General features: G+C 43.4%; 13 protein-coding genes. 6 read left to right on the top strand and 7 right to left on the bottom strand.

What is annotated here, in order from left to right:
• The 6 genes from V757_RS28690 to V757_RS26170 form a co-directional block, all read left to right on the top strand.
• Window positions 1-389: hypothetical protein (locus tag V757_RS28690; RefSeq protein ID WP_036694775.1), on the top strand; the 389-nt coding region annotated here is incomplete at its 5' end.
• 106 nt (window positions 390-495) lie between these two features.
• Window positions 496-3,987: a hypothetical protein gene (locus V757_RS29460; protein WP_023952995.1), complete on the top strand. Its 3,492-nt coding sequence runs from the start codon at window positions 496-498 to the stop codon at window positions 3,985-3,987.
• Window positions 3,988-3,991: 4 nt separating this feature from the next.
• Window positions 3,992-5,260, top strand: a complete 1,269-nt coding sequence (locus tag V757_RS26155) for an LPD38 domain-containing protein (protein WP_023952997.1) — start codon at window positions 3,992-3,994, stop codon at window positions 5,258-5,260.
• Entirely contained in the window at window positions 5,257-5,676 is a 420-nt protein-coding gene (locus V757_RS26160; RefSeq protein ID WP_023952999.1) for a hypothetical protein, read from the top strand. The genes V757_RS26155 and V757_RS26160 overlap by 4 nt, the downstream gene beginning before the upstream one ends.
• Window positions 5,677-5,684: 8 nt before the next feature.
• Complete coding sequence (locus V757_RS28695) at window positions 5,685-6,044, top strand: hypothetical protein (RefSeq protein ID WP_023953001.1); 360 nt, start codon at window positions 5,685-5,687, stop codon at window positions 6,042-6,044.
• Complete coding sequence (locus V757_RS26170; RefSeq protein WP_162146595.1) at window positions 5,962-6,516, top strand: lysozyme; 555 nt, start codon at window positions 5,962-5,964, stop codon at window positions 6,514-6,516. Before V757_RS28695 ends, V757_RS26170 begins: the two co-directional genes overlap by 83 nt.
• Here the strand turns inward: V757_RS26170 and V757_RS26175 are convergent.
• The 7 genes from V757_RS26175 to V757_RS0115135 all read right to left on the bottom strand — a co-directional run.
• Window positions 6,508-7,125 carry an Ntn hydrolase family protein gene (locus V757_RS26175; RefSeq protein WP_023953005.1) on the bottom strand — a complete coding sequence of 206 codons (618 nt, stop codon included), beginning with the start codon at window positions 7,123-7,125 and terminating at the stop codon, window positions 6,508-6,510. The two genes, V757_RS26170 and V757_RS26175, sit on opposite strands and share 9 nt — an antisense overlap.
• The gene (locus V757_RS26180) at window positions 7,122-10,094 is read right to left on the bottom strand and encodes a DUF927 domain-containing protein (protein WP_023953007.1); all 2,973 of its coding nucleotides are present in this window, start codon (window positions 10,092-10,094) and stop codon (window positions 7,122-7,124) included. The genes V757_RS26175 and V757_RS26180 overlap by 4 nt, the downstream gene beginning before the upstream one ends.
• Before the next feature lie 11 nt (window positions 10,095-10,105).
• Complete coding sequence (locus V757_RS26185; RefSeq protein ID WP_023953009.1) at window positions 10,106-10,480, bottom strand: hypothetical protein; 375 nt, start codon at window positions 10,478-10,480, stop codon at window positions 10,106-10,108.
• A 46-nt stretch (window positions 10,481-10,526) separates the two neighbouring features.
• Window positions 10,527-11,891 carry a hypothetical protein gene (locus tag V757_RS26190; RefSeq protein WP_023953011.1) on the bottom strand — a complete coding sequence of 455 codons (1,365 nt, stop codon included), beginning with the start codon at window positions 11,889-11,891 and terminating at the stop codon, window positions 10,527-10,529.
• A 35-nt stretch (window positions 11,892-11,926) separates the two neighbouring features.
• A complete protein-coding gene (locus V757_RS26195; RefSeq protein ID WP_023953013.1) occupies window positions 11,927-12,364 on the bottom strand; it encodes a gp33 family protein in 438 nt (145 codons plus the stop codon).
• A 101-nt stretch (window positions 12,365-12,465) separates the two neighbouring features.
• The gene (locus tag V757_RS26200) at window positions 12,466-14,043 is read right to left on the bottom strand and encodes an SNF2-related protein (protein ID WP_031274867.1); all 1,578 of its coding nucleotides are present in this window, start codon (window positions 14,041-14,043) and stop codon (window positions 12,466-12,468) included.
• A 9-nt stretch (window positions 14,044-14,052) separates the two neighbouring features.
• The coding region (locus V757_RS0115135) for a VRR-NUC domain-containing protein (RefSeq protein WP_023953017.1) at window positions 14,053-14,341 on the bottom strand (289 nt) is incomplete at its 5' end.

The raw sequence follows: 14,341 nt of genomic DNA on the forward strand, positions 1-14,341 counted from the left end.
CAGAAWTTTTTAAATATCCAAACGATGTTTTGGAACGTTTGTATAAAGAGTTTGTAAACCTAGATGGTGATGTAGCTGATTATTATGCTAAGTCTGGCAAGTTTTCTCTTGCACCAGAAGCTGCAGACTCTATTCAAGACATTAACGATATTGGCGCAATCATTGCACCAGAATATGCACAGAAAGCCAAAGAGCTGCGGGCAACGCGCACGGATAGCGATGGTAACCCTAGAACAGTAGAACAGAGTAACGCTGAAGCAGAACGTATTATTACGTCCATTAGTGTTAAAGAAGCACTTGATGAGCTTTATAAATACAACAAGGAGGCGATGGAGGCTCTACCAGAAGAGACCAAAGAATGGGCTAATAGTTTGGTTGACCTGAACTAAAAAATGGTCTACCTCTATTGGTACCGCCGCTGACTTACGACGTGATGCAAAAGACTTCGCTCACCGTTGGGCAGGGATTGATTCCACCGTCAAGTCGTCGGAGTTATTGGATATCTTGAATAACCATGCCGACTACGTTACAGAAAAGGCGAAAAAACAAGCGATTAAGCTTAAAGCGCAGGCTAAAGGCAAGTCTAGTGAAGATATAGTGGACAAAGAAGAGACCACTGGCGATACCACCAGTAAAAAGACGAAGCGAAAAGGTGTAGCACTTAAACCTAAAGCGACAGAAGTGACGTCTATCGATAAGTCGTTAGCTGAAGAAGATGCCCGCCAGAAAGCTAAAGAGGAAACGCTAGATAAAGTGGCCACGAAACGTGCCAAAAAGAAAAAAGAGGAAGAGCAAAAGGTAGATACGGCACAGGTGGAAGAAGCTGTACCAGAAACACCTGCACCTAAAAAAGCAAAATTGGGCAAACAAGGTAAAGGGTCGAAAACCTCTAAAGCTGAACAGCCTGTTAACGAAACGGTAGAACATCACACGAAACCAGTTCCTAAAAAGAAATCTAATAAAAAAGAAGAGCCAGAAGCCGTTCCAGAACCAACACCTAAGAAAGCTAAACGTGGTGTCAAGCTTAAAGAGAAACCTGCAGATAAACCAACAACTAGTGATGCCATTAAGGCGTTTACTAAACGGATAAATTCCGTTAGCTCTCTAAACATGGACGAGTACTTGGATATAGAGTCAGAGGGCGACAAGCTTAAAAAAGCATTGGCAGCTGCCCGTAAAAAAGGTGAGATTGATGGTGCTGACCAAGAGACATTGGTCGATGCGATTGATGAAGCATTAAGTATTGCCGACAGAAAAGTAGAATACTCACGTGGCGATGGGACTTCCGTTGAACGGCCATTAACTTCTAAAGAAGATATTAAAGCGGCATTATCTAAAGACTCTAAGGCAAGTTTAGCACCAAGATTAACACTTGGTGAGAAAGGGGAACGTGGTGGCGTTATCCTCGTAGAGAACCAGTCACAATTACCCGTAACAGTCACTTCTGTACTTGGCGATGGGGATGTCATACAAGGAGCTTACGATGAGGCAACAGGGCTGACCTATATCGTTGCCAATAATGTGACGGCGTCTAATGTAGAGGGGGTTTATCTTCATGAAGCTTTTCATGGCAATCCAAATGATGCTGCCGTGGCCGAAGCTACTCGGTTACTAGCCGATGCAGATAACATTGATGGTGATGCAGGGGAGTTTTTTAGAGCTGTGCGTGATCATATGGATGAGCGTGGCGAGCTTGGTAATCCTGATGAATCTGTACCCTATATTGTTGAGCATGCCGTACAACTAGGACATATAAATGGCTTTTCTGTAATTGATGGTAGATTTATGGATTGGGTAGATGCAAATCTACCACCTGTAGTTGGTAAAATTCTACGAGATATTGTTGCCAAGCTACGGGCATGGCGATTATCCAAAGGGGCAGACTATACGCCTACAGTAGATGACATGGTGGCATTAGCTCGACGCAGTGCTAGAGACTTAAGTAAAGCATCGCAAAATGATGCCACGGTTAAGTTCAGTCGTGGGACTAGACCATCTATTACCACAGCGGCTAAAGCAAAACTTGATGCTCTAAAGACACGAAAAGGCGGAATTATCCCCTCCATAAAACAGTCCGACTTTGGTGACAAAGCTTCTGGCACGGTACCACTTCGCTCACATAAAACATTAGCTAGTGTAGCTGTAGATGCAGTGCGAACGTTAGAACGTAAGTTTGTGGATAGGTTCGAGCCTGTGCGCCGTCTAGACCGTACGTTGCATACTAAGCTTGAGATGGGGCAAGCTCTACGCAATAACTTATTGGCCACATTCTCTGAACAACATATGCGACCTTATGTGGAGTCTATTACGGAAGCCGCAAAACAACTTCGCAAAGCTACAGCAAAAAATCCTGCCTTGGCAGCCTTTAAGCACTTGACCCCTCATGAGCTATCTAACTTTGTAGGTGAGTATGCCGTACTACGATATGCGGCACAAGCTAATATGGCTAGGGCAGATATGTATCTGACGATGCAAGATGAAGCAAAAGCAAGGACAACTGAGATTCTAACAGACCATCCAGAGTTTGCTATTTTTGCGATAAAAGAAGTTGGCGACTTATCACCAGATAATAAAGCCATCCTTGAGCAATTGTTAAACATTCCTAACATCGCCCCAGACCAAGAAGCCGTCACACTTAGACCATTGGTTAAAAGCGCCATCGACATGCGAGGTAAGGCTAAATTAATTGCTGAGCTAGCAGAGCTTGAAGACACAATCGATATGACCGATAGAGAAATTCAGCTCTATATCCAGCATGATAACGTCAATATGACGCAGGAAGAGCTTAAAGAATCTGGCTATAGACCAATTGGTGGATTTACTACTGCTATGGCAAATGTGGAGCTAGATAAGATTGAGAGCAGTCCTCTATATCCATTCATCATTAGTAGCTATGGCAAGCTAAAAGATATGCAGTCAGCTATTACCGAAATGGGTGACCGCTATGGGGTATACACCGATATGGATAGACTCGGCAGAGATGGCCTTGACTCCTATGTCCCAACAACAGGTGACTCAACTAAATTGCGTAGTATTGAGGAGGTAGCACAAGGACAAGCCGACCTGCTAGACGATTTAATGCGAGCGATGGAGAATGAAATTCAGTTTGGTGTGGGGATTAATAACCGAAACCTATTCCGCAAACGTGAGGGGCGTACAACACCACCAGACCCAGCAGATAAATCCATTATTGACCGATTATATTTGATGGTAAACCAGATTGGTGCCAAGCAGTTTAAAGATGAAGCCGTAGCTAAAGCTATTGAGAGCCTTGGTGAACCTCAGTTGGCTATGGATATTCGCAACGGTGTAGCTGACGATAAGGCGGTTAGGAAGCTGTTGTCTGCGCCACATGCACCAGATGCTCCTGTAGAAGCGATTGAGGTTGGATTGGATGGTCCTGGTAAAGTGGTGTCCGATGCAGAAATTCGTCACATGTTAACGGTTACCGACAGTACAGGGACAACCTTCCGCATTCCAGTATTAATCCGTTTTAACACTCCAGGAGTGGCAGACGCTTTACGAAATACCACAAACTCTAGAACCGAAGGTATTATGCAGCCTCTTGGGTCGCTGAACCGATTCCATGAACTACTCATTACCGCTCTAAGTCCTGTGTTCCCTGTTGTAGCAGCTGCTAGGGATATCAATGAAAGGGTGGGAAATTTAAGCGCTAGAAGCGATTTGATTGATGCTAACGGTAAGCCGATAACTGTTGGCACAGTGTACGACCTATATCCTGTGTGGCGTAATGTTGTCAGACGTCTACCAATTCTTACTGCCAAGCAACGAGCTGAAAATGCAGTATGGCAAGCTGCTGTCCATAGAAATTATCTAGATACAGAAGATGGACAATTCCTAAAAGAGTTTTCGTTAGGGCTAAAAGGCTCTGGACTTTCTACACGAGCAGGCATGCTAAGTGGGGCGTTAAATGATCGCTCTCCTGTGTTTAACCGTATGGTGGGGGTACAAAGCAGCCACAAATAAGATTATGGATATTGCGAATGCGTGGAATGAATACTTTGGATTATTGACAGCGTACGCTACATACAAATTCTTGCGTGATAAGGGTATGACTAACGACCAAGCATCTGAAGCCGTGTTAAATACCATTAACTTTAACAGAAAGGGCGAAGCTATGAATGCGCTTCGACCGTTGTATTACTTCCTCAACCCGTCGTTGCAAGGGGCTAACGTTGCTCTTAAAAACATCATAGGGGATGCAGAACGGGTAGCTGATGCTCGTAAAGCAAATAAATCATTACTTGCTGCTGGGCTTGCTGCTAGAGGGTCAATGGCTATCGCCAAATGGTTCTTCCTAAGTACAGCTGTACAAGGACTAGTATCGATGATGTTTGGCAGTGATGAAGATGATGACACATTAGGTCCCTTATATGAGCGTATCCCGCTATCACAACGTATGCGAGAGTTCTCAATCCCTAACATCTTGAGTGATGACCCTAACGATATTGTCACGATACCAATTGGTTATGGTTTTCCTGGTATTGGCTGGGGCTTAGGACAAATTGCCAATGACTACTATAAAGGAAAGTTATCTAGTGGGGATGCATTATCTGATATGGGTAAATTGCTAGGCAAGGAACTTTCTGGATTACCTTTAGCAGAAACCAGTTTTACGGAGGACCCTATCCAGTCCATCATGCGTACCCTCATGCCGTCTGTGGCAGGAGGCTTATTAGACGCTACGACAGGCGTGAACCGTTTTGGGTCACCTATCGGAATGCAGTTCCTCAATGAGAATAGAGCAAGGGCAGTACAAGGTAAAGAGAGTACAGAGCAGTTCTATAAGTCTTTCGCAGAGTTTATGCTTGATGCTACTAGCGCCGATTACACGCCAGAGCAGTGGAAAGCCGTCATAAATGGGGTATTCCCAGGGATGTTTGGTCGAATTGTGGCAGGAGCTGACAAGATGGATACAGACCCAGTTAAAGGGATAGTAATGTCTATTGGGTTAAATCCATTCTACGACACAGGGTCTGATTCTGCCGTGGAAGCAGCATACTACTCCAAAGCGAAGGATATTCGCTACAAGCTTAAAGACTTAAATCGTATTACACCTTATACAGGGTCAGATACGGAGTCAGTGTCAGAGTTATATCAGCGTGCTATCTTCAGCGGACTATCGCAAGACGATGCGATGCAAATTGCTTACCTTAAAAATACAGAACGACAACTACGAGGCAAGCCAAAAGAGCTTCGTAGAGAAATCATGAAGCAGTTTATTAGGAGTACTAAATGAACATTATTTTAACTAAGGATGTACGCAAAACGTGGTTCACCATCAGAGAAGCCAGTACTGCGTGCGAGGATGTCAAACGATGGAAAATCAGGGTGTCACGACAAGCGTGCCCAGATGTTAACCCAATCATAACCACTTGCATAAACGCATGTAACGTGAATTTCTGGTTTGATAACTGTACCACCAAAGCTCCTAAGTTTAACCAAGAGACTACGCTAGAGTATGACGTGCTGGATGTAGATGGCGATAGGTTTTGTGTGTACTGGGATGACCTTATCCATTCTCAACCAGCGGGTCGATATCGAGTAAGTGTTATTGATCATCAGAATGAACAGATTGGTGGCTTTGCTATCGTTATTCCAAAAGAAAAAATGAAGGTTTCTGGTGCGACCCATAATAGCACCTCATGTTGTTAGGAGATACTATGACAATTCCAGTTAAAGAGGCGAGTAAGTTTGTTACCGTTACAGGGTTTTCAACTACCCTAAATACTACGCTAACAAGATACGACAAACAGTTGCCTATCGAGATTACCCCAATGCTTAGAAACAAGCTAAAAGGGGGTGCATTCACTTTTATGACCATCAGCAATCACGTAGATTCAGAGGTCGTGAAGGTTTTTCTATTTGACAATAAACTATTAATCGAACGAGGACAAGATGACACAGAAGCCACAGCTTTCCCTAAAGGGTCTTGCATCAATGCCAATCCAACTTGGGCAGGCATTAAAGAACTTATTTGTACGTTGGACTGTTGTGCCAAATCAGAGTCCTCTGGTGAGTGAGGTAGCTATTATGACACATCAAACAGCCGTAGCAACTTCTGCAGAAGGGATTAAATTTATCAGCCGATGGGAAGGCTTTTCTGCTAAACCTTATAGAGATGTAGTGGGGGTACCGACTATTGGTTTTGGTGCAACATACTACCCAAATGGCAAACGCGTAACGTTAAATGATGCACCCATCACCAAAGAGCAGGGTATCGAACTACTTAAACACACCGTCCAAGATTTTGAAGATGCTGTGAATACATATGTTACTGTTACCCTTAACCAAAACCAGTTCGATGCCATAGTAAGCTTTGCCTACAACGTAGGTATCGAAGCCTTTAAGAAGTCTACCTTGCTAAAGCTATTAAACAAAGGGCAACCATATGCGGCTGCCCAAGAGTTTCTAAAATGGAATAAAGCAGGTGGTAAATCTATCGCAGGACTTTCTAATCGCCGAAAAGCAGAGAAAGAGTTGTTCTTACGGTAATTTACGTAACTGTTTAAAGATAAGACTACTTCCCACAGAGGTAATTTGTTCTGAAGCTATACGTGCGGCCAGAAGCCCGATACCTTCAATAAAGGACTCCATGTCGGGCTTTATTTCAGGTTTCTGTAAATTAGAAGCCGTGGAGCAACTTGCTTGAATAGCCGCTTTAGCCACCATACCACCTGACCCTGTAGTGACATACCCCACAACTCTATGGAACAGAAACACTTTTGATTCTTCGATAATGTAGCCAGATGCATTGACAGCAAACATAATATGCTCGTTAGCTATAATAAACTCACCATTTAATGAATTAATATCCTCAATAAATGGCTCCATATAAGCACGTGCACTTCGCATCATATCACCAACTATCGTATATAAAGCTCGGCTAGTGGTTACTGACGTCAGTTCCATGGCAAAATCTGGCAACACTTTCCTAACTGCAGTCACCACTGGCATAGACCCAGCAAGACCAACCAACAGTCCGTCAAACTCTACGATCTTTGGCTCTGAATAGGTTATTACCTCATCTTTATCTGTGGTTACCTGACCATCTGCCACCATAAAGGTGTTGCCTTCTGCTCGTATAGCAATAATACATGTCATACTGATTCTCCTGAATTATCATCAAATGATTCGACTTGTTTGATTATACGAACGCATCGGATTGGTGAAGATGCGGCTCGTAATTCCATAATACCTTGCCCAAGTGAAAACCTACATTCTCTATCGTAGGTAATATCTCCAAAGGTTTCAGCTTGATTTTTAATGGAGTTAATAAACTCTTCATAGCGTATATTTCTCTGTGCACACCAACGACGTACCGCTTTCTTCGAGATATGGGTTACCCCTGTGGTGGCATTCGCTCTAACCAATACGGATTGGACTGGCAATCTAACCACGGCAGAGGGGACGCTACCAGGAAGCTGTAGACCATTGTTATTGACCACAACAACAGTATGAGGCCACATATCATGTAAAAACTCACCAAGCCATGTTTGGTCATTGGTTCGTACAACCCCTACAATATCTCGTTGGTCGTCGATAATTGTGCCTATTGTCTCAAGGATAACTTCTGCATCAATAGAATGAAGCCCAGCAGCTCTCGACAATTCCATACCTGTATAAATACTTGTGGCCCAGGCTAACCAATAGCGCTCTTCCTGTGTGAAATTAAAACGTTTAGTTAGCATTGCTTTATGCATCTCGATGACAGCTTCTAGACGGCCAGAGCTAGCATTCTTTGTTAAGAATCGTGCATACTGCATACCTGCGACACCATAATTTTTATGCATAATCTTGATGTCATTCACATACATATTGCCATAATCCACTCTAGGCAAAGTGAACTCTATAATACGCATTAAGTGGGGCGTACTATTTTCTAGCGCATTCTGCAATTTTGACCGCAATGAGCTGTTAGACGTAGCCAATGCAGAGGTTCGCCAACTACCAGAATTTTGAAAGTTACTGGCAGAGGTTAAGCGTCGTTTCTCTTCACCAGATGAAATGTCATACACGTAAGAGGGGACATAATCCTCACTCCACAATGTAGCTTCGTCAATATAAAATGGTAGATTATGGAGTACCGCCGCTTCTTTAAATAGGCTATGCATGGTTGCCCCAGTATGTGATTTTGCATCACCAGCGCCTTTAGGAAAGGCAAATGGTTGCGCCCATATGGACCACATTAAGCTGGCCAATGTCGATTTACCAATACCTGTTTCACCGACCACAAACGTTAGCGTGGTTTCTGTGCCGTAGAAGTAGCGCATGAGAGGGGCGCTAAACCCGTGCAAAAACATGAGGGCAGGTAACGCTTGCTCTTTTGGTGTAAACATATGTTTAACAGCCGCTACCCAATCTTCCAACTTACCATCTTGTGTAACTAAGGTAGTCCAACGACCAAATGGCATACCTGGTATTTCGCTAATTTTGCCATCTGGGTAAATCACTTTATCCCCGAGCACAAATTCATTCTCATTCCCCCAACCTAGGTGGGTATACTTATCTAAATCCATCATTGCTCCTGATGTTTTAACTTTATATAAATAACTTCGTATAAAGTCCGCCATTACTTTCGGCGATGCTTTATCTAATAGCATCAATCCTTTGTCACTGAACGCCTTGATAACGGCATTAGGGTCGTGGATATCCGCCATCTTCATCTCTACCGTCTCTGGTGGTTGTCCCTTAGCGTAATATAATGCCCAGCCTGTTGTACGAGACCCTGTGTCATCTCTTAACATAGTTAACGGTTTAATCACATAAGGTGTTATCTGAGATTTTTTAGTGCCAGTATCATCCATTGTGATAAGCCAACAACCGCCTTCATTAATCTCGTATCGAGTATCTTTCCATTCGGTAGCATTAAATGTAAACGCTTCTGTTAAGGCAACGTTTGGTAAATCAAACAGCTGCCCCTCTGTTGGTATAGGCGTATGGATAGGCTCTGGTGATACTTCTGGTACTTGACGCTCTACCTTAATAGGGATTGTCTTGACACCTAGCTGAATAGGACTTGTAATAGTCTGCCAGTGGACACAGCGGTCACATACACCAGGGCGTAACCGATTAAACTCGGCACACGTAGTCGCCATGCTCTGTGAGACATCAATCTTAGCTTGAGTTACAGCGGCATCATAACGTTCCGTGTCTTGAGCTGATATCACATGGATAACCTCGTCACCCTTATTGCACAACTTCATAAGGTTGATCATCCGATGCCATACTGGTTCGTCTTGAAACCCAGCTTCTCTTACTTGCTGGCAAGCTCTTACGATTGGCCCTGCGATACGCTCTTGTCCATCTAACGCCCCCTCAGGCACTGTCAACATTGTGACTAGCATCGGAGGTAACTCAGTAGTATCTTTTGGCGCTTCCTGTTTTGGTACACGAACAGATTTGATATGCTCTTTAAACTGACCACTTGCCTTATCCAATAACTCACGCAACGTGGCATTATCCGTAGCTTTACCAGATAAAATAACTTTAACGTCTCGACGACTATTGCGCTTTAAATTAACCGTTTGTGGTGGTCTAAGAACACGAGCAGAATCTGTTGTACCACTATGATCAACCTTTAGTCCTAGCCCGACGCAGATAGCTCGTAGTCGTTCAGCCATAAACAACCAGTCTGCAGGTTGGACAGCAACGTCTAATGGCCAATAGACATGTAATCCATAACCACTGCTAACAATAACTGGCTCTGGCAGATGTGTTTTTGTCACAAAGTCTATTAATGCCGCTAAGGCTTCTTTAGTCGAAGCGTAAGTATCTTTTTTAGTCTGACTAATATCAATATCAAGACGTAAAGCCTTTAACTCGGCTACATTGTTTTGTGTCCGTCTAAATTCGTCTCGCTCTTTAGTTGGGTTCCACTCAGATTCTCGTTGATAACTAGCTGTACCATACCAAACATCTCTATCCTGTGAGGCTACATTCACGCAAACCGTTGCTAACTCGTGCAGTGTTTTATGAGGTGTATTTATCCAGCCGCCATTAGAGCTTCTAGTAGCAGAACAGTAGATACCTGTCGGTGGTAAAACCAGTTGTAAAAAAGTTAATAAGTCCATAAGTTATCCGATTATTCATTATTATTTCCTCGATGCGATAAGCATAGTGCTAAAGCTTCTGACCACGTTCTAGGGCGATAATGCTTAGCATCTAGATAAGGCAATACTTCTTCAAGGTCATCTAATACTTTGGATAATCGGATAGCTAGTACGGACGTTTGATTGTCATCGTATGAACCGTTTAAAAAGTGTGTCGCTTCGTTCTGTGAAATCTTAGCTAAGCGACAGATTTGTGGCACTGGCACACCATATGTTTTCGCTAACGTAGCTAGGCGATGGCTCAGTAATCCTTTCTTTGATGTAGAGGTTGCAATAGCTTCCACATTCTTAGAAAGATAAAAATGCCCTAATGAATTAGGGAGTCGTATAGATTTTGCGTTACTCATAATAAATACCCCCCACTTTCGCAGGGGGTTTCAGAAAGGTTAGAGATTAGTCGTCGAAGTCGCCTTCCATTAATGCTTGCATACCATCGGCAGCATAGGCAGTATCATCAATAGAGACATCTACTACATCAGCATCTTTGACGTTCTCTTTCTTCTTACGAGTACGTTTTGGTTTTGCATCATCGGCAGCTACCACTTCTGCTGGCGTTGGTACCGCTGGCATTACTGGTGGCGTTGGTACTGCAGGTGTTGCAGGTACTGCTGGGGGGGTAGGAGGAGTTACTACATCTTCAACCTCTACCTCAACCTCTTTACGAACAGGTTTAACGGCTTCTGGGAAATGCTTAGCCAATTGTTCTGCCACTTGCTCACGGGTCACACCTGGTGTTGTCGCCCATGCTTTCCACTCGGCTGGTACGGATGGGTGGTTCTCCATTAGTGCAGGCTCTTCAACAATGCGTTTTTCTATACGCACTGATTTAGCCGCAGCAGGGGCAGGTGGTACAGGTGCTACTGGAGGTGCAGGTGGAACAGCAATTTCAGATGGAGGAGCAGGTATCGCTGGTGCAGATGGTGCCACTGGTGTTGATACTGGCTTAGGGGTGTCCAAATTGGCATCATCATCTACAGCTTCATCTGCTGCTGTCTCCATCATATTACGTACATCTTGCTCAGTACGACGGTGTTCAATTCGAGCGAACTCTTCTGCTGTTAGCCACGTTGCACGGTTAGCACTACCTGGTGATGGACCGAAGCGTAATACAGGTACACTTTCTGATGGGTCAAAGCTTAAACGTGTCACCAACGCATTGGGTGGTACACCTTTAGTACCTGGAATGGTCGCTAAGAAGTTGGCGTAACCACGCAATGAATATTGATGTAGAGCAGGGTTACCGTCGCCAAATAATGATAACGCTTTAACATCCAATGTATAAACATCACCAGCGAGGTCATCTGCTAGCACAACAGCAATACGACGGACATAGCCACATGCACGACCACCATTTTGTCCTGACCCTCTGATATTGTTAGGGCATTCAGCACAGCTTTTTACTGGACGAGATGTGCCATCTGACAAGAATACAACAGGCTTAGTTTCTGCACGAGGGTCTGGTGTGATGCCATCATTAGAGAAACACGCTGGCTTAATCTTAGAGTCACGAACATATTGAGTATTGTAGTAAATACGACCAATGGCTGATTGGATATCCACGATAACTACGTCAATAAACTCGGCAGATGATTGCTGGATAACTTGTCCATTCTTAATGGCATTCCATTTAGAGTTACGAATACTAATGCGATTAAATCCACCAGAAAATCCTGCGTTCATTGCTGAGGTTAGGCTACTCTGTGTGGTGGCTAAGTGAGCTGGTAATGCTGCTTGTGAAAATGTTTGTAGGTTACTCATTGTAAATTCCTGTTACGTGTGATTTGTTGGATAAATTATTTAGCGGTGCGAACAGATAGAGAATACTCTGGAAGCACATTGATAAATGGAGGAGGGGTATCACTTTCCTGCATAAATGCTTCTACTTCTGTAGACGATACTCGTTTCTGTAAGAAACTAAAGATTTGCGTCGGATCTCCTCCAGCATCGGCAATAGTTTTGGCACGATCCAAAAGCCATGAGAAGAACATACTCCAGTCAGCACAGCTCACATTGTTGCGAACGGTGCGGGTAACTGTAGCAACGCCATCTACTTTAAATGAACTCGTACCAGAAGCTTGCATATGTTTAAGCATCGCCTGCTCAATCTCGTTCATTACTTGTTTACATTCTGCCGATTTGGCATCAAACCCTGACTTAGCTTGTCTAAACTGCATATAACTAGCGGCTAGGGTGTCTGGGGAGCATGTGCTCCAATCAAATGGTTCGGTCATGATAAGTCCTTTTTGGTTAATAAATACTACTATACCTATAAACTATATTAGTGTCAATATAGGATTTCAAAAAATATAGGTCGGATTTCAATTTTATAGGATTAAATTTTATCGTGTTCGATAATCTCTTTAAATAAGTCTAGTACTTTACTGTTAATGTCGATACCTTCTTTTAGTGCCTTAAATAAGCGGCGCTCCATATAGGAAGAGTGCAAGTGTATGACAGCAGGGGTTTTAGATTTCTGCAGTTTACTGTTAATGCGTTCTATCGCTTGTTGGTACACAAACGCCCCATTTAAGGGTACGCCCCAAAAGACAATCGTATCAGCTACAGCAAGCTCTAGACCAAAGCTCATGGTCTTAGGGTGAGCGATTAATACATGAGGGTCTTTCGCTTCTCTAAACTGTTGGAAAATTGCATCTCGTTTCTGGCCAGTTACCCGTCCATCCACAATAGCGCAAGAATAATGCTTACTCAATTCTCGTTTAAGTAAATCCAACGTTGCCGTGAACGGTGCAAATACAATAACCTTGTATTCAGTATCTCTAATAATTTCCAACAACACATCAAGCCGTGGTTTGATATCTAAGTACTTAACCTCTGTCTCATTAATCTTAACTGCTCCAGAAACTATCTGCATAAGCTTAGTGGTCATCACTGCAGCATTAACGGCCGTAATCCCTTCTGCATGTGCCCCACGTTGCACAGCTTTATAAAGTACCTCTTGCTCTTTGGATAGTGGCGCCTCTCGATCAAACTGCTGCAGTGGAGGTAAGTCCATAATGTCATCCTTCTTAAAACAAATGGTAGGGCGCATCACTTGATTAACAAAGCCAAGATAATTATGTCTAGGTTGCCATTTAAATTGGGTCGCCTTGTACATGGTCTTATCTCGCCACCAGTTAAATGACCCTGTCATATTGGCAGGGTTAACCAGTTTAATCATTCCATACATTCCCTCAGGCCCTCCTGGTGTACCAGTTAACCCCCAAACATATGGACATTCTTTTGTGATCGCACTGGCTACTTTCCATCGCTCAGAGGTAGCATTGGCAAAGTCCGTCAGCTCGTCGATAACGACTAATGAAATACGACCAGATTCAACAGCTTGTTGTAGCTCTTTCCCAATAACTTTTATACCATCTGGATTGATGATATATACATCGTAAGTATCAGCCAACAGTTTTAGCCGTTGTTGTTTGGTCCCATGTAAGACAGCCACGGTTGTTGACGGAGAAATGCCAAAGATTTCTGATTGCCATACGTCTCGTAGACAAGACATAGGTGCAATAATAAGGGCAGAGCCTACCACACCTTGCTTGCGTAAGAAATCTTGCGCAATGATAATAGATGCCGTCTTTCCTGTACGTGGTTGGTTCGTACAGAACGCTCTTGGGTTTTCACTCAAAAAGCGTGCGGTCTCTACTTGATGTCGCATCGGAGGGTACTTACCCTTAATGCTTGGTAGGTTATAGTAGTAATCAATCGGTGAGCAATTACTCATATCTATTCTAAGATTTCGCAATACCCTAACCGTATCAATCGTATGCGGAAGGCGTATGATATACCATCCTTCATCAGTCTTAACCATCTTTATCTTAGGAAATACCTCTTGGATAACAGACGGCTCTTTTATTTTAAGGAAGATAGATTTTTTCTCTGGTATTACTAAAGCCATAAACCCTCTTTATATCTCCATCTTATCTTGGTCTCGTCGAAAATCTTTAGTGCGATAAATGTCGACATCCTGCAGCCACTCCTTAAACACATCAATATTCGACCTATCCACAACAGCGATACCACCGCCAGCTTTGAGTATCTTATCTAACTCAAGGCGTTGCAGGATTGTTGTCTTATTTTTTGGCGTGCCTTTACATTCTATACCGAAAAAGTGACCATCTTTACATACAACAAAATCAGGCACACCACTGCGACCATAGCCATGTGTTGCTGGCATAAACCAATATGCATACCGC

The organism is Pelistega indica, assembly GCF_000506865.1.
GTDB classification, from domain to species: domain Bacteria; phylum Pseudomonadota; class Gammaproteobacteria; order Burkholderiales; family Burkholderiaceae_B; genus Taylorella; species Taylorella indica.

Bases quoted from the DNA above. Each gene is read 5' to 3' on its own strand.
- V757_RS26155 (WP_023952997.1), top strand. From the start codon at position 3,992: ATGGATATTGCGAATGCGTGGAATGAATACTTTGGATTATTGACAGCG.
- V757_RS26160 (WP_023952999.1), top strand. From the start codon at position 5,257: ATGAACATTATTTTAACTAAGGATGTACGCAAAACGTGGTTCACCATC.
- V757_RS28695 (WP_023953001.1), top strand. From the start codon at position 5,685: ATGACAATTCCAGTTAAAGAGGCGAGTAAGTTTGTTACCGTTACAGGG.
- V757_RS26170 (WP_162146595.1), top strand. From the start codon at position 5,962: ATGCCAATCCAACTTGGGCAGGCATTAAAGAACTTATTTGTACGTTGG.
- V757_RS26175 (WP_023953005.1), bottom strand. From the start codon at position 7,125: ATGACATGTATTATTGCTATACGAGCAGAAGGCAACACCTTTATGGTG.
- V757_RS26180 (WP_023953007.1), bottom strand. From the start codon at position 10,094: ATGGACTTATTAACTTTTTTACAACTGGTTTTACCACCGACAGGTATC.
- V757_RS26185 (WP_023953009.1), bottom strand. From the start codon at position 10,480: ATGAGTAACGCAAAATCTATACGACTCCCTAATTCATTAGGGCATTTT.
- V757_RS26190 (WP_023953011.1), bottom strand. From the start codon at position 11,891: ATGAGTAACCTACAAACATTTTCACAAGCAGCATTACCAGCTCACTTA.
- V757_RS26195 (WP_023953013.1), bottom strand. From the start codon at position 12,364: ATGACCGAACCATTTGATTGGAGCACATGCTCCCCAGACACCCTAGCC.
- V757_RS26200 (WP_031274867.1), bottom strand. From the start codon at position 14,043: ATGGCTTTAGTAATACCAGAGAAAAAATCTATCTTCCTTAAAATAAAA.